This is a genomic window from Streptosporangium sp. NPDC000095, from assembly GCF_042899335.1.
Lineage (GTDB): Bacteria > Actinomycetota > Actinomycetes > Streptosporangiales > Streptosporangiaceae > Streptosporangium.
On the sequence record NZ_JBIAZS010000003.1, the window covers coordinates 164,837 to 187,907 of the forward strand.

General features: G+C 67.8%; 20 protein-coding genes. 12 read left to right on the forward strand and 8 right to left on the reverse strand.

The window, feature by feature from the left end; genetic code table 11:
* The first annotated feature begins 206 nt into the window (after positions 1-206).
* Complete coding sequence (locus ACFY3V_RS09060) at positions 207-575, forward strand: hypothetical protein (protein WP_389771585.1); 369 nt, start codon at positions 207-209, stop codon at positions 573-575.
* A 152-nt stretch (positions 576-727) separates the two neighbouring features.
* Here ACFY3V_RS09060 and ACFY3V_RS09065 read toward each other — a convergent pair whose 3' ends face one another.
* The 3 genes from ACFY3V_RS09065 to ACFY3V_RS09075 all read right to left on the reverse strand — a co-directional run bounded on the left by ACFY3V_RS09065 (position 728) and on the right by ACFY3V_RS09075 (position 3,282).
* Positions 728-1,330, reverse strand: coding sequence for a DUF6461 domain-containing protein (locus ACFY3V_RS09065; RefSeq protein ID WP_389771589.1), 603 nt, complete (start codon positions 1,328-1,330; stop codon positions 728-730).
* A 91-nt stretch (positions 1,331-1,421) separates the two neighbouring features.
* Positions 1,422-1,985 carry a hypothetical protein gene (locus ACFY3V_RS09070; protein ID WP_389771592.1) on the reverse strand — a complete coding sequence of 188 codons (564 nt, stop codon included), beginning with the start codon at positions 1,983-1,985 and terminating at the stop codon, positions 1,422-1,424.
* 190 nt (positions 1,986-2,175) lie between these two features.
* Complete coding sequence (locus tag ACFY3V_RS09075) at positions 2,176-3,282, reverse strand: hypothetical protein (protein ID WP_389771595.1); 1,107 nt, start codon at positions 3,280-3,282, stop codon at positions 2,176-2,178.
* Positions 3,283-3,714: 432 nt separating this feature from the next.
* On the opposite strand from ACFY3V_RS09075, the gene ACFY3V_RS09080 reads away from it, so the two are divergent.
* The 3 genes from ACFY3V_RS09080 to ACFY3V_RS09090 all read left to right on the forward strand — a co-directional run bounded on the left by ACFY3V_RS09080 (position 3,715) and on the right by ACFY3V_RS09090 (position 5,931).
* Positions 3,715-3,966 (forward strand): hypothetical protein, encoded by a 252-nt coding sequence (locus ACFY3V_RS09080; protein ID WP_389771598.1) that lies wholly within the window; start codon positions 3,715-3,717, stop codon positions 3,964-3,966.
* Positions 3,967-3,977: 11 nt separating this feature from the next.
* Complete coding sequence (locus ACFY3V_RS09085) at positions 3,978-4,151, forward strand: hypothetical protein (RefSeq protein WP_386209026.1); 174 nt, start codon at positions 3,978-3,980, stop codon at positions 4,149-4,151.
* A gap of 211 nt (positions 4,152-4,362) precedes the next feature.
* The gene (locus tag ACFY3V_RS09090; RefSeq protein ID WP_389771603.1) at positions 4,363-5,931 is read left to right on the forward strand and encodes a CBS domain-containing protein; all 1,569 of its coding nucleotides are present in this window, start codon (positions 4,363-4,365) and stop codon (positions 5,929-5,931) included.
* 199 nt (positions 5,932-6,130) lie between these two features.
* On the opposite strand, the gene ACFY3V_RS09095 is transcribed toward ACFY3V_RS09090, so the two are convergent.
* Positions 6,131-6,970, reverse strand: coding sequence for a helix-turn-helix transcriptional regulator (locus tag ACFY3V_RS09095; protein ID WP_389771606.1), 840 nt, complete (start codon positions 6,968-6,970; stop codon positions 6,131-6,133).
* A gap of 224 nt (positions 6,971-7,194) precedes the next feature.
* On the opposite strand from ACFY3V_RS09095, the gene ACFY3V_RS09100 reads away from it, so the two are divergent.
* The 7 genes from ACFY3V_RS09100 to ACFY3V_RS09130 all read left to right on the forward strand — a co-directional run bounded on the left by ACFY3V_RS09100 (position 7,195) and on the right by ACFY3V_RS09130 (position 15,732).
* Complete coding sequence (locus ACFY3V_RS09100) at positions 7,195-8,139, forward strand: SDR family oxidoreductase (RefSeq protein ID WP_362901685.1); 945 nt, start codon at positions 7,195-7,197, stop codon at positions 8,137-8,139.
* Between the two features lie 22 nt (positions 8,140-8,161).
* The gene (locus ACFY3V_RS09105) at positions 8,162-8,743 is read left to right on the forward strand and encodes a hypothetical protein (RefSeq protein ID WP_362901687.1); all 582 of its coding nucleotides are present in this window, start codon (positions 8,162-8,164) and stop codon (positions 8,741-8,743) included.
* 339 nt (positions 8,744-9,082) lie between these two features.
* Positions 9,083-10,642, forward strand: a complete 1,560-nt coding sequence (locus ACFY3V_RS09110) for a serine/threonine-protein kinase (protein WP_362901689.1) — start codon at positions 9,083-9,085, stop codon at positions 10,640-10,642.
* Positions 10,643-10,939: 297 nt separating this feature from the next.
* Positions 10,940-12,190 carry a hypothetical protein gene (locus tag ACFY3V_RS09115; RefSeq protein WP_389771612.1) on the forward strand — a complete coding sequence of 417 codons (1,251 nt, stop codon included), beginning with the start codon at positions 10,940-10,942 and terminating at the stop codon, positions 12,188-12,190.
* 353 nt (positions 12,191-12,543) lie between these two features.
* Entirely contained in the window at positions 12,544-13,515 is a 972-nt protein-coding gene (locus ACFY3V_RS09120) for an FkbM family methyltransferase (protein WP_362901693.1), read from the forward strand.
* Between the two features lie 227 nt (positions 13,516-13,742).
* The gene (locus tag ACFY3V_RS09125) at positions 13,743-14,396 is read left to right on the forward strand and encodes a response regulator transcription factor (RefSeq protein WP_386209040.1); all 654 of its coding nucleotides are present in this window, start codon (positions 13,743-13,745) and stop codon (positions 14,394-14,396) included.
* A 163-nt stretch (positions 14,397-14,559) separates the two neighbouring features.
* Positions 14,560-15,732, forward strand: coding sequence for a sensor histidine kinase (locus ACFY3V_RS09130; protein ID WP_389771617.1), 1,173 nt, complete (start codon positions 14,560-14,562; stop codon positions 15,730-15,732).
* Positions 15,733-15,924: 192 nt separating this feature from the next.
* Here the strand turns inward: ACFY3V_RS09130 and ACFY3V_RS09135 are convergent, their stop codons facing one another.
* From ACFY3V_RS09135 to ACFY3V_RS09150, 4 genes are all read right to left on the reverse strand, one after another.
* Positions 15,925-17,331 carry a S41 family peptidase gene (locus ACFY3V_RS09135; protein WP_389771620.1) on the reverse strand — a complete coding sequence of 469 codons (1,407 nt, stop codon included), beginning with the start codon at positions 17,329-17,331 and terminating at the stop codon, positions 15,925-15,927.
* A gap of 230 nt (positions 17,332-17,561) precedes the next feature.
* On the reverse strand, positions 17,562-20,453 hold the full coding sequence (locus ACFY3V_RS09140; protein ID WP_389771623.1) for a DUF6493 family protein: 2,892 nt from the start codon (positions 20,451-20,453) through the stop codon (positions 17,562-17,564).
* 278 nt (positions 20,454-20,731) lie between these two features.
* On the reverse strand, positions 20,732-21,058 hold the full coding sequence (locus tag ACFY3V_RS09145; protein ID WP_389771626.1) for an NYN domain-containing protein: 327 nt from the start codon (positions 21,056-21,058) through the stop codon (positions 20,732-20,734).
* Positions 21,059-21,512: 454 nt separating this feature from the next.
* The gene (locus ACFY3V_RS09150) at positions 21,513-22,217 is read right to left on the reverse strand and encodes a formylglycine-generating enzyme family protein (protein WP_389771629.1); all 705 of its coding nucleotides are present in this window, start codon (positions 22,215-22,217) and stop codon (positions 21,513-21,515) included.
* A gap of 126 nt (positions 22,218-22,343) precedes the next feature.
* On the opposite strand from ACFY3V_RS09150, the gene ACFY3V_RS09155 reads away from it, so the two are divergent.
* A complete protein-coding gene (locus ACFY3V_RS09155; RefSeq protein ID WP_362901705.1) occupies positions 22,344-23,042 on the forward strand; it encodes an alpha/beta fold hydrolase in 699 nt (232 codons plus the stop codon).
* Positions 23,043-23,071: the final 29 nt, after the last annotated feature.

A 23,071-nucleotide genomic window follows, 5' to 3' on the forward strand; every position in this document is an offset into this window, starting at 1 on the left:
CCCCGAACGGTTTCGATTGTCACGTCACATGCAGACGCGACCGCGCCGGGAATGGTCACACGGCTTGCCGGTCAATGCGCCGGAAGCATGACGTCGCAGCAGGGGCAGGGGAGTGCTGAAGTTGGTGGACACCTGCCCTCTGAAGAGCTCTGACGTGCGAATCCGCCATCCCGTACGTTCACCTGACGTCTCGATAGGATGGGCCGATGTCCTGGACGCTCGAAACCCCGGGTGGCGAGTCGCTCGACGTCAACGCGTGGAACTGGCGACCGACTCTGGAACTACTGGAGAGATCCGGTCTCCTCGACGCCGACACGGCCGAAATGCTGGGCTACAACATCGCCGTGGAACTGACCGGTGAGCAGGCCCGGCGGATCGCCGCTTTCTTGGACACCTACCTGGCGACCGCTCCCGCCGAAGGCCGAGTCCTCCTGGACGGATCGATCGTCACGGAACCCGACACCTACGAGTTCCACCGCGACGACCTCGGACACAACTATTCCGCGACGGTCGCGTGGCTGACTCGCTTCCGCGATTTCTGCCGCACCGCGACGGACGGTTTCACCGCTTACTGAAGCGGCAGGGTACCCAGGGCCCGACGGTTCCGGGTTCTGATGCGGTATGGCAACGTTGAGCGGTTGGCCAGGTGAGGCGGCCGTTCTCTCTACCGAGGTCGAATTCTGCGCCGTAGGACACCCCGACTTTGGCGGGCCGTGACGTCCCGCTCCTACGACTGGAAGGCCCAGGCGTCTCGGGGAATCACGTAGAACGTGTGGCGGGCCTCGATCCAGTCGCGATCGATGGGATGTCCGGTCATTCGGCCGATCAAGGTCAAGGCGGCGTCGATGCTCTCCTCGACATCGGCCCCCTCCTCGTACCCGAGAACAAGCCCTTCCATATACGGGTCGAGCGCCTGGCGATCAGGCCCGCTGCGGTCCTCTGGAAACGTGAAGTCCATTGAGACCAGGACACGTCCATCTTCTGCGTAGATCAGCCGCTCGTCACCATTGACGCTCCAGCCGATTCCAACCGCTCGCCCGGCTCCGGCGGACAATGCCTCAAGTGTCGAATACCGAGTGCAGTCCAGTCCGTTGAGCTGCAGGATCATTGTCCAGGCTCCGGCCGGACCGATGAGGACCGCGCCTTCATCGAAGTCGTGGTCTCCTTCTTCGTGCATCAGTTCGTCGACGGTGGAGGCGTAGGCGCTGTCAAGGTCTGCTCGAAGGCGACGCGCGGCCTCCTCGCAGGTCAGGCCTTCGCACCAAGTCGCGCGGAAGCCGAAATCCTCGCTGTCGAGGTCGTATTCATCAAGAAGATCGTAGAGTTCCAAATCGTCTGTCATATGGATGGCGGAGTTCGCTGGACAAGCTTTTTTGTCCAAGTTCTGGAGATGGCTATCGCCGCAGGATGAACATCGAATGTCAGTCAACGATGTCGACACCGCTTCGCGCCTCAGGGCGACGAGGAACGTCAGTGAGGTTGCGGCGACGGATCTCGACCAGGGTGTGGGCGGCAAAAGCGTAAGCAGGACTGTAGAAGAAGGGTGGAATACCCGTCCCTGTGCCGTTCCTGTAACAGGAGTACTGGTCGGGAAGAGACAGGGGATCGGTCGGCGGGCATTGGGTCAGGTCCGACCAGGGGCCGACGATGTTGGCGGCGAGGTTGACCACCGCGAGAATTCCGAGGAAGACCGCCAGGACGAGGGTGGTTCGATCCCGCCACCTTCGCCGGAGCAAGGCCGCCACGGCCACCATGGGTACGGGGAGTGCGAAGGCCAGCACGACGACTTCGGCATCCCACAGCACCTGCATGATGTCCACGCCGACAGAGCCCAGATAGCCGATACCAAGGCCCTGCGCCAGAGGGAAGATCCCGATCCCGTCGCTGACGTGGAAGTCGTAGTAGAAGAGACCGGTGCTCGCGATGGCGTCGCTGCCGAACCAGGCCATGACCGAGGGGAGGAGCGCGAGCAACGCGGCCGTCAACCACCACCGCTGTAACCGCATCTGTCCTGCTTCCCGCCACCGGCACTGGATGAGACGAGAAGCATGTCATGAGGGCTCCATGGATCGTCCGCCCGAGGACGGCAGTCCACCACGATGACGCATATCCGTTATCTCACTCGCCCCAGTCGCAGCGCGATCCCATCCGAAGGCAGTTCAGGGCTTCGTCGTGTCAGGTCGGGTTCCCTACGGGAGCGTCTTCGACACGATGATCAGCCTGTCTCCTTTGTAGTTGAAGTCCTACGCCGACAGCCGGCGAGGACGGCTCCGCGGTGGGCTCGTCGCCCTCGTTGATCAGGCACAACCGCAGCACCTTGTCCAGATCGTGGGGAAACCGAGTGGGCGGGGTGTCAGTGGTCGGCTCAACGGTGGTCGGCGAAGGTTCGTCGGTGACCACCGGGTCCATCGAGCTGTTGGCTGTTCTTTCTTCCTCCTTGGTCTGGCGGATCATCGAGAGGCGGTAGGCGGCCTCGGCGTGACCGTGGTTGGCGGCCAGGCGGTAGAAGAACGTCGCGACGCTGAGCTTGCTGGGGAAGCACTGGTAGTGGCGGCCGTAGCGGCAGGCGAGCTCAGTGGCGACCTGCAGGCGATGAGGGTGGTTGAACAGGCCCGCCGCGTCGGTCTGCCCGGCATCGCTGGCTCGACGCAGCCAATGAAGCGCTTCTGGAGGCCAGCCCCTCAGCAACGCGATGACCGCCAGGCGCATGCAGTCTTCGACGTTGCCCTCCTGGCTGTGCTCCAGCAGGCGGGTACCGATCCTGCCGTAGATCTCCAGTAGCCGTTGCCGATCCTCGGGCAGAGGCGCGAAGCCGGTCGGAGTGGCGGGGCGGCGAGGCACATCTGCCCGCACCGGAGGCGCCGGCGCGGAGGCGGGTCGCTGCTGGAGAGGGCGCACGGACTCGGGTGGGGCGGCCTGAGCTGTGATCGGCCGCCTGGGAGGTGAGGGGGGATCGGGTTGGGCGTCACGGGCCATAAGCCATCGCTGATGCCACACCTGCATGTCCCCCATGCGGCGCACGTCCAGGCCGGTCCGGTCGGCGGCCATCGTGCACGCGGCCACGAAACACGACACCCACTCCCAGGGCGGGGCGTGCTTGCGTTTGCCGGACAAGATGTCGTGCGTGGTGCTGGGGGCCAGAATCCGGTCCTGGCTGTCTTCGGAGATGAGCTTCGAGATCGTACGCAGGCGCGACAGCGCCGGGGAGCCGGCCAGGTCGCGCAGTTCGTTGAGCTGGTCGACGAAGGCGCGAAGCGCCGCGTCACGATGTTCTTCCACCATCGCCTTAGCCGAAATAAGTGATCCGTGATCTACAGGTAGTAGCTGGAGTCATATTGGCACTAACGGGCGGTCAAGCTGGTGGGGATCGCATTTTCTACCTTGTCCGGAATTGGCAGGTAATTGACCTGCGCTTACGGACTCCGGACGAGTCCGGATGAGACCGGACGACCTCGAAGCGATCCGGACCGAAGCGGATCCCTTCGGAGACAACCGGAGCAGGGTGCGCGCCAACGGTCGTCGATCTACGAAAGGCGAGCCGTATCAATGATCAAATCAGCCGCACCGGAAGAACCGCAGAGAAAGAGGGGGCGCTTTTAGCCCATATGGAGTCATTTACTCCGGTGTTGTCCGAAGGCGGTTGAACCGGTGGCGGCTAGGTCAACGGCGCCCTCATTGTTGATCTCAATCCCGCCGACCACGAAGGAGACGTCCATGCCGCACGCTCTCGCCGTCTCGCGTGCCCTGACCTCTCCGCTCCGTGTCACCGGCACCCGGCAGGGCTCCCCACCCTCGCCGTGGGCTCACGACGACGACCAGTTGCTGACCCTGCTGGTGACGGTCTGGGCCCTGATCACCGGGCGCACGCCGCCCTGCCGTCCCAGCGATGAACTCACCGACACCGAGCTCATCGCGTTCTGGGCCGATGACCACACCGCCGGAATTCCGGCGTCCTTCCCGGAGTGACGATGTTTTCCGTGCCTGTCTTGCTCACCCTGACCACTACCGCGTTGGTGGCGGCCATCGCCTGCGCGCTCACCCTGGCCACCGGCGCCACCTGGCCCGCGGCCCTGCTCAGTGGCGGTGCCGCCGGCGCCGCCACCATGGGCCTGCTCACCCACCTGCTCGACAACCGCCACGACCGGCAGTGAGTGGCGAGGCGGAAACGAACGACCGATCCGAACCACGCCGGTGCCCGTGAAGTGGTGCGGGCCGGGACCGGCCGAAGAGCCACAATCCGGTCCGCGATCGCCCGGCGGACCTCAATGCTCGTTGTCCTCCTCGTTCCAGCCGATGGCATATCGGTTTGGTTCGGAGAGCCTTTGGAAACTCTCGTTTGAGGCAACCGAAGGGAGATCAATCATGGGGGAGAAGCTGCGGCGAGAGAATGAGCCGCTGGCATGGCTGATCCGCGGTGGCCGGGACGGTGAGGGTAACGAGGAGTTGGAGGATAGAAAAGAGGACAAGGCGCTCGCTGAAGGGCTTGCGGTCATCGGTTGGCGCGAACTCGGAGATATCGGGCATTACGTGCACCGGGATGATCTGAAGGAAGAGGTGCAGCGCGCCTATCCGAAGAGTTCGCCGGGTGTCATCGCCAACTGGACCGGGCAACTCTGGCGATTCTCCAAGGAGATCCAGGAAGGCGACCTCGTGGTGATGCCCAGGAAGCGGGATCCCAAGAAGGTCGCGATAGGGAGGGTGATCGGCCCTTACGAATACCGCCCGGACGAGGCGTCGGGATTCCGGCAGGTCCGCAGGGTCGACTGGATCCGCACCGACCTTTCCCGGGATGTCTTCAAGTCCGACCTGCGTGCGAGCACCACCTCCCTTCTCACGGTCTGTGGTTTGAGCCGCAATGACGCGGCACGACGAATCGCCTACCTTGCCGAACACGGCGTCGACCCCGGGGTGGAGGGGCAGGAGGAGATCACCACGGCCGCCGAACTCCTGGAGGACGCCGTTTCGCGAAGTCCGCAGGATCCCAGGAAGCTGACCATTCGCAGCCTCCTGGAACACTGGGGAACCTCACGCCGGACCGGCGCGGTCATCGAAACGATCAAGTCTGATCTCGCGGCCCAGGGCCTCACCACTCAGCCGCCGTTCACCGAGGGGTCGGTGGACACCGAGATCGCTCTGGTGCGGATCGTCGCGGAGCCCGATGCGGTCGTGGACGCCGCCGAAGACACCGAAGACACCGCGGATGTCGACAAGCTCGAACCTGTGACGCTCCGGATCGGCAGCCTCCCGGCGCAGCTCGTATCGGTGCCGCGATCGGCAGAGCTGAGATATGTCAAAACCCGCATGCTGACGGAGAACTTCTCTCAGCTGGCCGTGATCGACGAGGACGGGACCTTCCATGGTGCGGTCAGCTGGGAGTCGATCGGCCACGCGCATGTCGCCTCCGCCGATCCGGCGCTGAAGGAGGCTTTGACGTCCGCCGTCGTCGTGGATCACGATGCGCCTCTCCTCGACCAGATAGAGACCATCTACGACAAGGGATACATCTTCGTCCGGAGTGCCGATCGATCGAGGGTGACCGGGATCATCACGGCCGCTGATCTGACCCGCCAGTTCGGCTACCACGCGCGGCCGTTCATCCTGATCGAGGAGGCGGAGAACAGGCTTCGCCGAGCGGCAGAGGTGTTCGGCGTGGATGACCTCAAGCAGGCGGTGCCATCACATCAGAAGTCCAAGGTTCATCAGGCCACAGATCTCACCTTTGGTAATTATTTCCATCTGTTGAAGGACCAGGAGCGATGGGAGAGGCTGGGCTGGAACGTTGACCAGCAGATCCTCCTCGATTACCTAGAGAGGGTCCGACAGGCACGTAACGACCTCATGCACTTCTCCGCCGACCCGCCCTCTCCCAAGCAGTACGCGGCCATCAACGGCCTGCTGTCGCTACTCCGCGCCGCCGACCCGCAACCCTAGTTCGCCTGACAATCCCGGATGACGATCGCTGGGGTCGGCGATCCCTCAGTCTTTCCTCTTCTCCGATTCTCCGGACACGGCTCGCCTTGGATGGACCTGATCCATGTACCGGCGAAGAGATCTGCCGGTGTCCGCGCCGTTCGCGGATGTCGGCATCGTCACATAGCGAACCGTCCTTCGGGCTCGGGGCGCGACTGCTTCAGTGAAGGGTCTGGGCTCCGATGACGGAGAGCAGGTTCAGCTTGTCGTGGCTCTCGCTGCCGGGAACGGCGGTGTAGACGAGCAGCGAGTGGGCCTGGTCGGGGTCGATCAGTCTCTGGCAGGTCAGCTCCAAGGCTCCGACCTCGGGGTGGACGAAGTGCTTGACCTCGTGGGGGCGTATCCCGATCTCGTGGGCGTCCCACACGCGCCGGAACTCGTCGCTGCGGGCGAGGAGCAGGTCGGCGAGATGCGCGGCTCGGGATCCGGGGCCGCGGAGGGTGGCGATCTCGCGCAGTCCCGAGGCGAACATCCGGGTGAGGAACGGATGTTCTTCCGGCGCGTAGAGATCCCGTGCGGCCGGATCGGTGAACCACCGGTATCCCAGGCTGCGGGCGGGCCCGGCGTAGCGGGTAGTGTCGCCGGTGAGCGCGACGCCCATCGAGGTCTGCCGCAGGGTTTCGCCGAGCTCGGTGACGATCTCCGCGGGAGTGTCGTCCAGACGGTCGAAAATGCGCAGCAGGCCGGGGCTGATGTGCTCGCCGACCCCGCTGCGGGCGGGTGGGTTCTGCCCCGCGAGACGGAACAGATGGTCTCGCTCGTCGAGCGAGAGGTGCAGGCCCTGGGCGATCGAGGCGAGCATCTGGCTCGACGGCCGCGGTCCGCGTTCTTGCTCAAGGCGGGAGTAGTAGTCGGTCGACATGTGGCACAGCGTCGCGACCTCCTCGCGCCGTAGCCCGTTCGTCCTGCGACGGGGACCGCGCGGGAGGCCGACGTCCTCGGGTTGCAGCACTTCTCGACGGCTTCGGAGGAACTCCGCCAGCCCGGCGCGATCGATCATGGCATTCCCTCCGCTCGCGGTGCTGTTCCGTTTCTATCGTCCTCGCGCGACGGCAACCACGGACCGTCGATCCCCCTCTCGGAGGTCTCGGAGGTCTCGGAGGTCTCGGAGGTTTTCGAGGTTTCCGAAGTGGGCGAGGCCGCATCCATGGATCGGTGGTCCCTGGAACATCCACGCCGCCTCCGGGACCGTGGATCCGAGACGACACCACAGGGAGCAGAGCAATGTCGCGTCAAGCAATCGACATCACCATTCCGGACCTGTCAGGAAAGCGTGCGCTCGTCACCGGCGCCAGCGACGGCATGGGGCTGGGCATGGCCGCGCGACTCGCCGCGGCCGGCGCGGAGGTCGTCATGCCCGTCCGCAACCTCGGCAAGGGCGAGAACGCGATCGCCGCGATCCGCCGGAACCTCCCGAACGCGAAGCTCTCGCTGCGCGGCCTCGACCTGTCGTCGCTCACGTCGGTCCAGGCCCTCGGAGAGACTCTCCGCGAGGAGGGGCGGCCCATCCACATCCTGATCAACAACGCGGGCGTGATGACCCCGCCGAGCCGGCAGACCACGGCGGACGGCTTCGAACTCCAATTCGGCACCAACCACCTCGGCCACTTCGCCCTCGTCGCCCACCTCCTCCCGCTGCTGCGCGCCGGTCGTGCCCGCGTCACGTCGCAGGTCAGCATCGCCGTGAGACGCGGCGGCATCAACTGGGACGACCTGAACTGGGAACGCGACTACGACGCCATGCGCGCCTACCGGCAGTCCAAGATCGCGTTCGGGCTCTTCGGTCTCGAACTGGACCGTCGCAGCAAGACCCACGGATGGGGCATCACCAGCAACCTCTCCCACCCCGGAGTGGCCCCCACCAGCCTCCTCGCCGCCCGCCCCGAGCTCAACCGCGACAAGGACACCGGTGGCGTCCGACTGATCCGCGCGCTCTCGGCGCGCGGCATCCTCGTCGGCACCGTCGAGACCGCGATGCTGCCCGCGCTCATGGCCGCGACCGACCCCGACGCCAAGCCCGGCGTCCTCTACGGCCCCAAGGGCCTCGGCGACCTGGGCGGCGCACCGGCCGAGCAGCGGATGTATTCTCCGCTACGCGGTACGGAGGACGCCGAGCGCGTCTGGCGGATCTCGGAGCAGCTCACCAAGACCGTCGTTCCGGCCACTTGACCCACGCCGAGGCCCTACGGGGGTGCGCATCAGAAAGATCGTCCTCATTCTGGCGTTGGGCGCGGTCGCCTGCACTCCCGACGCCTCTCCGGCAAGGCAGGAAACCGGCGTGCCGGCCTCGTCCTCGCCCGCTACCTCGGTAACCGTCGAGTGTGAGGCGACGGTCGGCGGAGAGCAGGTCCCCCCTGCCGGGTTCGAGATCATCGGTGGTGCGGTGGCGCTGCCGACGAGCCGTGATCGATCACATGCCCTGCAGGCCGGCGAGGTGAAGCTGCCTGACGGGAAGACGGGATTGTTCGCGAAACAAGGGCTGCTCGTACGGCGGGGCGAGCTTGTCGAGCTGATCGTTCCGGAGAATTTTCGGGACCGGTTCTGGATGAAATGGGGCAGGCCGGAGCCGCTGGGCGACCAGGTGATTGTCGATCGTTGCGACTCGGACAAGGAATGGCTCGCATTCGCGGGTGGCTACACCGTCCGGCGTGCTGCCTGTCTTCCGGTAGATGTTCGAGTCGGGAACGGTGAGCTGCACCGGGTGCAGATCGGTATCGGGGCGCCGTGTCCGGGACAACGGCCCGCGCCCGAGGCCGATTCGGGCTCTGGCTGAACCGGCGGCTCGCAGGTGACCGGGGCGCCGGGCTGCCGCGATGTCGGGTTGGCGGCAGCGGTGTAGAGAGTTCTGGATAAAAAATATCCTCATATATCCGTCAATGTCGTTTATGTCTGCTTAGACATTGAGAGACGTGCCGAAAACGGGGCTAAGTTTGTTTCAGTGAACGACTGAGGCATGAACTCCGCGAGAGGTGTCGGCGGGCGTGGTAAATGATCAGGAAGGCCTGTTTCCGGACTTAAGGGATAGACGGCAAGGGCTTAATCTGTCACCCGAAATCACCGCCGGACCGGTCGAAAACAAACAGGCAGCCCCTGATCCAGACGGCGGGCGGTTGTGAGCAGGCGGACGATCATCGGAGCCCGTTACGAGCTGGACCCTCTCTCGCGTCGCTCGGGAGGAATGGGCGAGGTGTGGTTCGGCTACGACAACCGCCTCGACCGGCCGATCGCCATCAAGTTCATCAGGATCGACAAGCTGCCCGACGGCCGCGAGGACGAGGAGCTCGCAAGACGATTCGTGCGCGAGTCACGGATCACCGCCCGGCTTGAGCACCCGGGGGTCCCCACGGTCTACGACTGCGGATCGCACGACGACGACCTCTACCTCGTCATGCAACTCGTCAACGGCGCCCCCGTCTCCTCGCTTCTCGACGAGACACAGGTGCCCGTCGCCTGGGCGGTGGCGATCGCCGCGCAGGTCTGCTCGGTGCTGGCCGTGGCCCACGCCAACTCCCTGGTGCACCGCGACCTCAAACCCGCCAACCTGGTGCTCTGCCCCGACGGCACGGTGAAGGTACTCGACTTCGGGATCGCCACCGCGCTGGCCGGTACGGAGACGACCCGGCTCACCAGAACGGGAGAGATACTCGGCACGCCGGCCTACATGGCACCGGAACAGGCGATGACCGGAATCGCCGGTCCGCAGAGTGATCTCTACTCCCTCGGCGTGATCCTGGACGAGATGCTCGCGGGCGAGAACCAGTTCGCCGCCCCCACCGCGCTCGCCTCGATGCGCAACCACACGGACGTCCCGCCCCGGCCGCTGCGCGCCAGAAGGCAGGGCATCCCAGAAGGTCTGGAGCGGCTCGTCCTGTGGCTACTCGCCAAGTCACCCGAGGAACGGCCGGCCAACGCGGGGGTGGTCTACGAGCGGTTGCTGGACTTCTGCCGCGAACTGCCGCCCTTTCCCGGCTACGTGAACCTGGACGCGCCGCACCCGGTGCGCATGTACGCCGCGGTCGTCGGACGCGTCGCCCCCATGGGAGCGAACCGGAACCGTCGGCCCGCCGATCCGGTACGGCCGCCGCGGATCAGGCTCGCCGCGGAATCGGCGCAGATCGGAGGGGACGATCTTGAGCGTGCCCGCAGGGACGCGAGGAAGCTCAAGGTGGAGTCCCGTTTCACCCAGGCGGCGGATGTGCTCGCGGAGGTGATGCGCCCCGCCGAGGGGTCGTTCGGCTCGGCCAGCTCCGAGGTGGTGGACCTGCGGATCGAGCTCGCCGAGGCGCTCTTCCTCGGCGGGGACTACCGCCGGGCGGCGCCCGAGTTCCGCCGGCTGGCGATCGACGTGGCCCAGGTGGAGGGACCCGGCAACAACCTCGCACTGCGATGCCGGTTGATGGAGGCGAACTGCCACGCGGCGGTGGGGGAGATGAGCCTCGCCCTGACGCAGTTTCGCGAGCTCCTCGCCGACGAGAGGCGGTTCGGTGCCGACGAGGAGCGGATTTTCGAACTCCGGCGTCAGATCGGGCTGGTGGAACTCGGTTCGGGTCATCGGACCCAGGCCAGGCGCACGCTGGGCGACCTGCTGGGCGACCTGGAGCGGAAGTACGGCCCGCAGCACGCGGAAGCCGGTAAGGTTCGCGCGATCCTCGAAGCTCTCGACGACCGATGACGCCTCCGCGACATCGACGTCCTTCGTCGTACGGAAAAGATCGATGACGCCCCGGCGACGCCGACATCGTTCGCCGTACGGAAAAGGCAGGAGCCCCCGGTTCCGGGAAATTCCGGAAAGCCCTGATCGCCACTGACCGGGGCGAGCATTCTTGTAGGGCGCCTGCACACATGAGAATCCCCGGAGGACACGGCGTGCCGAAGCTCGGAATCGACGAGGACTTTTCTCCGTGACTTCGGAAGGCGCGAACGATCCGCTCACGCCCTCGACCACGGAAAGCCACTTCAGGAGCCGATGATGGATGACGACATTCAGCTGATCAGCGACGGCGACGGCCTGGCGGTCATCGGAAGTCCGGCGGCCGTCGAACGCTTCCTCGCCTCCGAAGGACTGCCGTCGAAGGATCTCGGGCTGCCAAGGCTCCGATCCACCCTCGGCGCCGCGGCCGGAGTCGCGCAGGTGGGTTCCGAGATCGCCGCCAACTCGGGCCGCTGGGTGAAGTTGACCAAGGAGTCCGCGCAGGCTCTCAAGAAGTACAAGCTGATGAAAGGTTCGAGTCCGGGCGTCGACCGTGCCGTGTTGACGGAGAACAGCAAGTTCAAGGGAATCCTCGAATTCGTGAAAACGCCCGGACTGCGTTCGACCAACCCGGCGCTTCTGGCCAATGTCGGGGTGCTCATGGCGCAGCTCGCGATGCAGCAGGCCATGAACGAGATCACCGACTATCTCGCCGCGATCGACGAGAAAGTCGACGATGTGCTCCGCGCCCAGAAGGACGTGGTGTTGGCGGACATGATCGGAGCGGGCTTCGTCATCGAGGAGGCCATGACCGTCCGGGAGCAGGTGGGCCGGGTCTCCGAGATCACGTGGTCGAAGGTGCAGGCCATGTCGATGACGATCGCGCGAACCCAGGCCTACGCGCTGCGCCGACTCGACGCGCTCGCCGAGAAGATGGAGAACAAGACCAAGATCGGTGATCTGGCCAAGGCGTCCAAGGAGGCGGAGGTCGCGGTTCGGGAGTGGCTCGCCGTTCTGGCTCGTTGCCTCCAACTGCACGACGCGATCGCCGTGCTCGAACTCGACCGTGTGCTCGACGCGTCTCCGGACGAGCTGGACCGGCATCGCCTCGCACTCCGGGTCGCCCGGCAGAACCGGATGGAACTCATCTCACGGAGCACCGAGCGTCTGATGGCCCGCGTCGCCGCGGCTGCCGACGCGGCCAACACGAAGGTGCTGCTGCACCCGACCGCCTCCCCGGCCGTGGTGCATTCGAGCAACCACGTCGCGATCGCCGTCGTCGACTTCCACGGGCGGCTCGGGATCGAGCGGGGGCGGCAGTCATTGGACGCGAGACGATGGGGAGACGCGGCCGCGGAGGCGAGAGACAAGGTGCTCGAGACGGGAGCGGAGGGCGTCAATACCGCCAAGCGCCTCGGTAACGAGACCTTCGACCGAGCCAGATCGGTGACCGGCAGGCTCTCCGGCGGGATCACCGAGCGAGTGCTCCGTCGACGCGGCGACAACGAGGAACGCGACAAGGAAGGCTGAGACGCCGACACAGGTGCGCCGACGGCGGGGCGGCCGTTGCGGGAGGTCGGTGGATTCGGGCCCCACCAGCGGCCTCGATCTCGATGGGCCGGTTATCGGCTCGCGTCGGCGGTCGAAGGCAGGGTCAACGAGCCGCATTGCCCCGGTCGGTGTCGAAGGGGCATACCGGGGCAGGGGGAGCGAGAAGAGACCCGGATCTATTTCGGAAGGCGGCAGCGCTCCTTGAGACCCTGGATGACTCGGACACCGCGGACCTTTGGCGAGGATCGGCCCGTTGTTCGCCACGCACGCCACGTCGAAACGTTCTTCACCGACGTCCCTCGACACAACGGCGTCGGTGTCACGTCACGGTCATGTCGTTGAAGAGGCTGCGGCAGGATCTCGCCATCGGGGTGATGCGGGCGGCGAGGGCGGCGAACAGGAGTCGGGTGACCCGCACCCTGCTGCGCGGCCGTAGCGTCCGGCGTCTCCCCCTGGTCAACCGGCTCTATCACACGGTGTTCCGGCTGGGGGTCACCACCGGGAATCGCGACGCCGAGGCGCGCTACCGGGGCGTCGTGCTCACCGGCCCGGTGTGGGACGCGACGATCATGCCCTCGATCTCGGCGGGATACTACGAGGAGTTCGAGGTGAGCGTCTTCGAGCGGCTGGCCGCGTGCAGTCGTTCGATCCTCGATGTCGGGGCGAACATCGGCGTCTACGCCTGCACCGGCGGGACGCACCTTTCGCGGGGCGGCAGTCTGATCGCCTTCGAGCCGGTGCCGGAGAACCTCGCCTACCTGCGGCGCAACGTGGAGCGCAACGATCTGACCGGTTGTGTGACCGTGGAGCCGGTGGCCGTGGGGGCGTCGACCGGAGAGTTGACGGTGCATCTGTCGGGTGAACAGTCCGGCAAGCACTCGGCCGCGGCGGCGAACGTCGGGACGTCCGCGGGGACGATCACCATGCCGATGACGTCGATCGACGCCTATCTGGCCGACAATCGCCTCGGCCCACCCGACATCATCAAGATCGACGTCGAGGGGTACGAGGGCTTCGTGCTGCAGGGTGCGGCCCAGACCCTGACCGCCCTGCCGACGCTGCTGTTCGAACTGCACCCCGAACTCCAGGCGAACTGCGGCTGCGACACGAGCGAACTCCTCGACCTCGTCTTCGCCCGCTATCCCTGGGTCTTCCTGGTGGACGAGCTGAACAACGTCCTGCGGTCGTGTACGCGAGCCGACCTCGACGCCCCCGACGCGATCGGCCTCTACCGCTCCAACCTCGTGGCGGTCGGCCGGCAGGAGCACCGGGACGCGCTCCGGCAGTGGCACGACCTCGGCTGAGCGCCGCCGTACCCGGAGATAGGGCGAGGGCTTCCTCCAGGGGAAGGCGGATTCGTCAGAGGCGAGTCCATGTCCCGGACCGAGAGGTAGGGTCTGCCGGGTGCCGGGTGCCGGGTGCCGGGTGCCGGGCGATGACGAGGCGTACCCCCGCGCGGTCACCCCGGCGGTCGACGGTGTGGCACGGGCGTTAACGCCGCTGATACCGGTCGTCGGATACGACTTCGATCATGCGAATACTGGTGGCGGAGGACGAGCGGGACCTGGCAGACCTGGTGGCCATGGGGTTGCGGCGGCACGCGATGGCGGTCGACGTCGCGTACGACGGCGAGGCCGCGATGGAGCGGCTCACCGTCAACGACTACGACGTGCTCGTACTGGACCGGGACCTGCCCGGGATATCCGGCGACGTGATCTGCCGGGACCTGGTACGAGCCGGGGCACGCACCCGCATCCTGATGCTGACCGCGGCCGCGTCGATCCCCGAGCGGGTCGCGGGCCTGGGGTTGGGCGCCGACGACTACCTGCCCAAACCCTTCGACTACACCGAGCTGGTGGCGCGGGTACGTGCCCTGGGGCGGCGCAGCCAGGCAGCGCTGCCACCGGTGCTGGAACGCCACGGGATCGTGCTGGACCCGCAGCGGATGCAGGTCTCCCGGGACGGACGCTTCCTGAGGCTGTCGTTGAAGGAGTACGCGGTGCTTGAGGTGCTGATGCGGGCGAACGGTACCGTGGTCAGCGCCGAGACGCTGCTGGAGTCGGCGTGGGACGAGCACGCCGACCCGTTCACCACCGTGGTCCGCGTCATCGTCAGCCGGTTGCGCGCCAAGCTCGGCGACCCGCCGTGCATCCACACCGTGCCGGGCGCCGGATACCTGCTGTGACCTGGCGTACGCTCCGGAGGAACCCTGCGCTCCCGGTACACGACAGGAGGCGCGCGGCATGCCCGGCGTACGGTCGGAAAGGCACGGCATGCCCGGCACACGGTCGGAGAAGGGCGGTGCGTCCGGTGTGCGGTCCGGGAACGCGCGGTGCCGGAGGGCCGTTGTGAGCGGGCGCGCGGCCCGGAAGGTCTTCGGCACGGTACGGATGCGTCTGACCCTGCTGTACACCGGCCTGTTCCTGGTCACCTCGACGATCCTGCTCACCGTGGTGAACCTGCTGCTCAGCAACGCGCTGGAGAGCCGGGTCAGATCCATCAAGGAGGACTTTCCGCCCTTTGAAGGATTCCCCCCGGGGGTGCCCGCGCCGAGGGCACCAGACCTGCCCGACCTCCCGGCGCGCCCCGAGGTCGTCGACGTTGTGAACACACTGTCCGGCGCGGTGCTGCGCTACCAGTGGACGGTGAGCGCGATCGTGATCGCCCTGCTCACCGTCGTCTCGGTGGCCGCGGGCTGGTGGCTGGCCGGACGGGTGCTGAGCCCGCTGCGGCACATCACCGCCACCGCGCGCCGTCTCTCCCTGTCCAACCTGCACGAACGGATCGGGCTCGCCGGTCCCCGCGACGAGCTCACCGACCTCGCGGAGACCTTCGACGCGATGCTGGAACGGCTGGAACGGTCGGTCGACAGCCAGCGCCGGTTCATCGCCAACGCCGCCCACGAACTGCGGACCCCGCTCTCCGTCCAGCGGGCCGCGATCCAGATCGGGTTGGACGACCCGCTGCCGGACCGGCTGGTCCCGGTACGGGAGAAGCTGCTGACCGCGAACCGCAGGACCGAGCGGCTGATCGACTCGTTGCTCCTGCTCGCCCAGGCGGAACACGGCCCGGACGGCATGGAGCCGGTGGCCCTCGACACGCTGGTCCGCCAGGCGATCGAGGAGACGACCGCCGACGGCGTCGACGGCATCGTCATCACCTCGGAGCCCCGGCCGGTCGTCGTCGCGGGTGACCCGATCCTGCTCGGCAGGCTCCTGACCAACCTGCTGCAGAACGCGGTCCGCCACAACCGTCCCGGCGGGACCGTGCACGTCGGCCTCACCGTGACCGGCGTGCTGACCGTACGAAACACCGGCCCCAAGGTGCCCGCAGAACGGGTCGACGAGCTGTTCCAGCCGTTCCGCAGGCTGCACTCCCGGACCGGAAGCGCCGACGGCGCCGGTCTCGGCCTGTCCATCGTGGCCTCGATCGCCCACGCCCACCACGCCACCGTCACCGCCCGGCCCAACCCCGGCGGCGGCCTCGAACTGACCGTGATCTTCCCCGTCCTTAGTGGCTGACATGAGTCTCCTCGCCCGCAGCGGCCGACCGTTACAGCGTTCGATCGCGACTCTTCTCGCCCGTAGCAGCCGACCGCGAGCTTCCCCGTACGGGGCAGGGACCGCCCGCGACACAGAACGTACGCGGCAAGGGCCGCCCGCGACACAGAAGAAGGAGCCCGGCGGTCGCCGGGCTCCTTGCGCGGGGAGGGCCTACTTCAGCAAGGTGAGGGCCTTCGCGACGCCCGGGTCGCGTCCGGCGGACAGGTCCGCCGAGGTCATCGGGGCCTGGTGGTCGGGGGCGACACCGATGGTGTTCACGACCTCCCGGTTCGCTCCGATCTCGTGCTTCTTGGGCAGGATGAGGGCGCTGCCGTCGTCGAGCAGATAGCCGGCTCCGGGACCCGACACCGCGCCGGCGGTGCGGGTGCCGACCAGGGTGCCGAGACGGAGATCCTTGATCGTGCTGGTGAAGGAGTCGCACGCCGAGGCGCAGTTGCGGTCGGTGAGCGCGACGAGGGGCAGGCCCAGCAGCGGCACGGTGTCGTCGCTCCGGTTGGCGGTGCAGCGGCCGTGCACGTCGCACCAGTAGCTGGTGACCTTGCCGTGCGTCCAGGCACCGAGCAACCTGGAGACCTCCTGCGGGCTGCCGCCGCCGTTGCCGCGCAGGTCAAGCACGACCCCGCGCAGGGTCGCCTTCTCGCGCAGGGAGGCGATGGCCTCAAGGACCTTGTCCGCCGCGCCGGGGAAGAAGCCCGGCAGTGCGACGTAGGCGACGGAGCCGGAGAGCAGCCTGGAGTCGACCTTCGGCTCGGAGCCGGAGGAGGGGGCGGGGGTCACCGAGACATCGATGGTGCCGCCGGTGGAGGGACGGCGCAGGGTGAGCCGGATCTCCTTGCCCGCAGGGGGTCTGATGAGCCCGTCCAGGACTCCCTGGGAGAGCACCCCGTTGACGAAGAGCGGCACCCCCTCGGCCGAGACGAGTTCGTCGCCCGGCCGGATCCCCGCCTTCGCGCCCGGACCCTCCGGGCGTACGTCGGTGACGAAGAGCGGCGGGGTGGCCGCCGGATCGATTACCCCCGGGGGACGGAGGCCGGAGAGGCGGACGCCGAGCGACAGCCCGCCAGGGGCCGGGCGGTCCCAGTTCGCGTGGTTGTCGTCGAGGCTCCGCACCATGCCCCGCATCGTCGCCTCCGCGACCGCCTGCCGCACCTCGGGGTCGGCGGGCAACGTGCCGACGACCTTCTGGTAGACGGCGCTGAACGCAGCCCAGTCGGCTTTCTTGTTGCCGGTGAGCGCCGGCATCGTCGCGTTCGGCCGGTCGAGCCCGCGGCGCTGCAACTCCTGGGTGAGCGCGGCGAATGCGGGCACCAGCAGCGCGCGGGGATCCAGGACCGGGCCGCTGTAGTAGTTGGCGAAGACGCAGTGGTACGCCTGCTCGAGGGTGGTGACGGTGGTCGGCTTCAACGGCGGAGGCTCGGAGGGCCCCGACGGTCCTGACAGGGACACGCACGCCGGTGATCGGCCGCCGTACCCACGGTCGGCGCTCGCGCCGGTGGCCCCGGAACCGATGAGAGCGGCGAGCGTGATCGCGATGACGAACGATTTTCTGCTTCTCATGCCGCCGAGCTTCGCGATCATGCTGTTGCCCGGATGTGAACGCGAACGTTAACACCGCCGTAGCGGTCCCTCCGGTAGGAACACTGCTTTTGGGAGCCCGGCGCCGGTCGCGGGGAGATGGTACCGGCCGCGACCGATTGTGTCGGCTTGGCCGATCGGCCGACAGGCAGCCGGGCTACGTCATCGGGAGCGGGGGAGGAGGGATATCCGGTCGAGAAGGTTTTGCCTGTTCAGGCGGGTGTCTGTGTCGCGGTCCGCTCCTGTCGGCCGAGGAGTTGTTCGTGCAGGGTACGGGCGGTGCGTACGAAGTTGCTCGTCCCCTTGCGGGCCGCCGCCTCGGCGACCGCGGGGACAGGACCGCGCGCTCCGGCCCAGCGGGCGGCGTCGATCGCGAGGGAGAGCGCCTGGGTGTGCCCGGAATACGGTCGCTCTTCCGGTCCTGGCAGGTAGACCGGCAGCAACCCGGTCATGATCTCCCACACCTGCCGGTGCGCACCCTGTTTCGCGCATTCCTCCAGCGCCGAGCGCACGGGGCTCATCGTGGTCACCTCCCTGCGCAGGGACAGCCCGAGCTGACGTCCGCATTCCACGGCGGGCAGGCAGCCGGCGGCGGCCGCGTCCAGCAGCAACCGCAGACCGCGTTCGGGCCATGCGAACATGCCCAGCTGGGCCAACTGGACGGCGATCAGCAGCGCCGTCGCCTCACCCACCGGCCCGTCCTGGGAGAACAGCGCGGTCACGTACTGATGGAAGTAACCGGGCCGCTCCCAGGTGTTGAGCAGGTGCGGCAGCAGGTGCATGGCCACCGCCTCCCGATCCGAGGGCAGCGTCAGCCGCCAGAACTCCATGTACTTGCCGTCGTCTTCGCCCGTCCAGGAACGCGGGTCGGAGAGCAGCGTGTCGATCAGCGCGAGCCCCGTCGGTTCGATCCGGATGCGGGGGTTCAGCCGGGGGGAGTGCTCGCCCTTCTGCCGGTCGTGCGTGTAGGCGCCGCCGGCGTGTGCCCAGTCCACCCGCAACTGCGGCTCCGGCCGGTCGGTGAGCCAGCGCACCAGTGTGGCGCCCGCCTGAGAGGTCAGCTTCCCGGCACGGTCGATCACCTCGGCGGACGCCTCGCGAGGCAGTCGCAGCAGCGCCTGCCCCAGGTCGGCGGGCAGGGCCTGGGCGCCGGCCCGCTCGTACCCCTCCAGGCGGGCCACCAGCTCGGCGGGATCGAGGTGACCGGAGGTCAGGGTCGGGGTGGCCAGCAGGTACGGGGGCAGCGTCCCGGCTTTCAGCGCGGAGTGGACCTCGGCGCAGCGCAGCAGCATGGCGTAGTGCGGTGCCGAGAGGTGACGCGGGTCAGGCAGGCGGTCGTGCGGCGGCTTCTCCTGCTCCTCCAGGCTTCTCCAGCTGCCCGACGACATGATCCACACGTTCAGGATCTCCGCTTCGAGCGGCGGGCCCTGGGTGAAGTGCTCAAGATTGCCGAGCGGAGTGCCGTTCTCGGTGAGGGCCGCGGCGATGTTCTCTCGCATCTCGGCGGGCAGCCGGCCGAAGTCCACCTCGATGTCGCGCTCCTCGCCGCCTTCGGCGATGCGCACGCCGATGACGTGCCTGGCGTACTTGGGAGCCTGTTCTGGCTCGGGGATCGGCGGCTCCTGTCCGGGGTCGGCGGCCTCGCGCAGCAGCGCCTCCGTCCACTCCTCCAGGTGGCACCATTGGCGCCGCTGGTAGATGCGGCCCCGGCCGGGGCGCGGTCGCCTGGACGGGTCGCGGACGAAACCGTCGAGCCACCGTTCGAAGGTGATGACGTCGCTCACCTGGTCGTAGGTGGCGGTCAGGTCCTCCAGCGCCGGTGGGAACGGCTCGCGGGCGACCGGCTGGAACGGCGGCAGCGTCCCCGGCTCGAAGTCGTCGATCTCCTCCGGCTCGGCCGCCACCACCCCGTAAGACTGGGAGAGCCGCGCCGCCAGTTCGGCGGGCAGGACGCTCGCCGCCTCGCGGACGGCCTCGGCCCCGGCGGGCGTGAAGCGCCGGGCATGCTTGACGGCCAGGCGCACCGCGCGCTCGCGCACCTCGTAGGGCTCGCACAGGAATGCCGAGGCGAGCGCCGGGGCCAGCTCGTCGAGGTCGCCGTCCGCGTCGCGGGCGGCTTGGTCGAGCAGGGTCAGCCCGGCCCGCACGAGCTTGCCCTCGGGGCGGAACAGCAGCGCCGACACCGCCTCGTCGATCTCCTCGCCGCTCAGCCCACCCGCACCGCGCAGCTGCCGTAGCGCCAGCTCGGCCACCGGCCCCGGCGCGGCGGGCAGCAGCCGCAGGTAGTCGCGAGTGCGCTCAGCGCTCGGCGCCGGGTCGAGCATCTCGTGCAGGCGAACGAAGAAACGCAGGTCGGCGGGGTTGCCACCGCGCAGGAACCGGCGCAGGCAGCCGTCGACCAGCGGCTCGGGGGCGAGCCGGCCGGCCGTGACCGCGGCGCGCAGCGCCCCCAGCCAGGTGCGGAGGCTGGGATCCCACGAGGGCGGATCGACGCTGTCTCCGCGCAGCGCCCGGCCCACGCCCTCGGCCTCGAACAACCGGGGCACCAGGTGCTCGGCCAACGGGTCGTGCTCCAGATCCGGCGGCTGGGACACCCAGGCGACGGCGAGCGGGTCGTGCTCGGGCGGGACGGCACCGCTACGGCGCAGCAGCTCCAGGGCCAACGGCATGCTGTCGTCCCTGACCTGGGTCCGGTTGCCGCGCAGCCGCAGGGCCAGCCGCACCGCGAGACCGGCCTGCCACTGCTGCGGTCGCGCGGCGATCACCCGCAGCAGCGGCCCGGAGTCCAGCGGTGGCCGCCAACGGGTGAAGTCGCGCCGGTACAGCCAGGTCGCGACGGCGGCCACCCCGCCGAACACACCCGCGCCGGCGACCCGCATGGGCTCGATCCATTCCTCGCCGTCGGTCCACACCCCCTGGCGCCGGTCGCGTTCCTCGACCGCTGTCCTGGCGACGCCGATATGGTCGGGCAACTCGCGAGCCACCTCCCGGCACCCGGCCTCGTCCAGAGCCAACACGGTGTCTGCGACCAGGGCCGGGTCACCGGCGGCGATGGCCGAGCGCACGCTCGACCAGGCCCCGCTCACGGGGGAGTGTGTCGTCATGCCGCACACCGTAGAGATCGCCCCCGACAGAACCGGATCTCACATGAACAGCACCGGGTAGGCGATGCGTTGGAGGTGGAGGGCGGAGGTCGCCCGCCTCCTTGGCCTTGCTCAGGAGTTCGCGCACCCCGTGTAGGACATGGTGGCCGGACGGACAGGCCTGTTACTCCGAGTGGTTTGACAGACACGGAGGTGGACTGCTTCACTTGGGGCATCGCCCCACGGGACACGCGCCGGTGGGAACAGGCCCCGTCCGTTGGACGGGGCCTTGTATTTTCTCACCAGGTCGTCGGCCGCCGGATCTCTCCTCGCGAGTCCTCCAGCTTTTCCGGAAACTGGCAGGTGGCCAGGACGGTCTCCCGGATCTCTCGGAAGAAGGTTGGGGCGGCGGCTTGTAGGTCGAGACTCCGTCCGCGTATGCGATGGGGGTTGACCACGCCCACGCGAAGGCCGACTTCGTGGCAGACCAGTCGGATGGGCTCGGCCAGATCGGCGTCGTTGCTGATCACGATGGCGACCTGGCAATCCTCTCGGAAGGCGTCCGCGAGCAGATAGGTCGCAAGATTGACGTCCGAACCCTTCTCCTCGGTCTTGATGACCTCCACCGTCGTGGGGCCTACTACCGGTGGATAGGCGAGTCGCATTCTTGTCTTTTCCGCTGGAACCGTCCCAGATGGATGGTGAGGTGAGGAATGGTAGACAGGGCTCTGAGGTAAAAATCCTGTTTGTTTGGGCCATCGGGGTCATCGGGGCGGGCTGAAACCTTGGCGGTGAAGTAGCGGATGCGGTGGATCTGATGGGTGGGTGCGAGTCGCCGGGAAAGAGCGTCGAGGTCCAACCACTTGTAAGGAGTCCCCTTAAGGCAGCCGTAGAACAGGTTGAACCCGTCAACATAGAAGTTCGTAATCACAGAGTGAATCTATCGTCACGCAAAGTTAAAACAGTGGGGTTTGGCATACTGCTTGGGCGGAAGCGTGAGAGCCGGAAGCCGGTAGGACAATCGCCTCTCAACTGAAGAGTGCGACGTCGAGCGTGGCTCATCGAGGGCAGGCGGTCTTCTTACCGCGATCGGGCGAGCCGGAATCCCAGGTCGTCGATGCGGAGGGTCGGGTGGCTCTTGCGGCGGCACGACGCCCGGCATCCCCGGGGGTGATCGGACACACCTCCGCCCCTGAAGACCCGGTACGGGCCGTAGACCTCGGGGTCGTAGACGTCCCAGCACCACTCCCACACGTTGCCGATCATGTCGTACAGCCCCCATGGGTTCGGCGCCCTGGTCGCGACGTCGTGGACCTCGCCGCCGGAGTTGCCGCGGTGCCAGGCGATCTCGTCCAGCTCCCCGTAGCGGACGCCGGTGGTCCCGGCCCGGCAGGCGTACTCCCACTCGGCCTCGGTCGGGAGGCGGTAGCCGTCGGCCTCCCGGTCGAAGACCACGTCCTCGCCATCGGGGTTGTCGCCCATCGAGTAGCAGGGGGCGAGCCCTTCCGCCCGCGAGAGCAGGTCGCAGAACCGGACGGCGTCCATCCAGGAGACCTCGGTCACCGGCGTCCGCGGCCCCGCCGGGCTCGTGGGCGCCTCACCCAGGACGGCGCGGTACAGCTCGCGGGTCACCGGATGGGGGGCCAGCTCGAAGGCCCCGATCTCGACCTTCCAGATCGCCTTCGTGCCCTCGTCCCGCAGGAAGACGTTTCCCGCCGGGATCGCGACCATGTGCTCGGCGACGGCGATGGCGGTCGCCTCGCGCGGCGTCGACTCGGCGATCATCGTTCGTCCTGCTCCACCCGATCGGTCCCGGACACACCCGTCCGCGAACGCTACCAGGCGCGTCGGCGGGCCGACGGTCTCGCGGTCGCGACCGGGATTGTCGGTCTGTTCCGCTACGTTGCCGCCATGGCGGATTTCGTACTGGTCGCAGGTGCGTGGCTCGGGTCGTGGGCGTGGGACGAGGTGGTGCCCGAGCTGCGCGCGGCCGGGCACGGCGCCCATCCGCTGACACTGTCCGGTCTCGCGGACAAGCGGGGCGTGCCCGCCGGGCAGCGGACCCACGTTCAGGACATCGTCGACGAGGTCGAACACCGCGATCTGCGCGACGTCGTCCTGGTCGGGCACAGTTACTCGGGAATCCCGGTCGGTCAGGCCGCCGAGCGGATCGGTGACCGGTTGGCCCGCGTGGTCTTCGTCGACGCCAACGTTCCGGCCGACGGAGAGTCCTTCGTGTCCGGCTGGCCGTACGGCCGGGCGATGGTGGAGGCCTCGATCGCCGAGACCGGCGGCTTCTGGGCGCCGCCCGTCGCGGCCGACTACGACGGCCAGGGTCTCACCGGCGAGCAGATCGCCCGGATCGTGAGCGGCGCGACGCCGCATCCGGGCGCCACGTTGACCGAGCCGGCGGTGCTGGCACGCCCGCTCGGCGAGCTCCCGGCGACGTACGTCAAATGCCTGCTCGACGGCGACGAGCCGAGCGACGACGTGGCCAAGCTGCTGAGCGGTGAGCACTGGCGGCTGGTCAAGATGGACACCGGTCATTGGCCGATGTTCTCCCTGCCGCGAGAGCTGGCGCGGATCCTGCTCGACGAGGCCGCGGCGTGACGGCCACCGCCGTTCCGGCCACTTTTGTC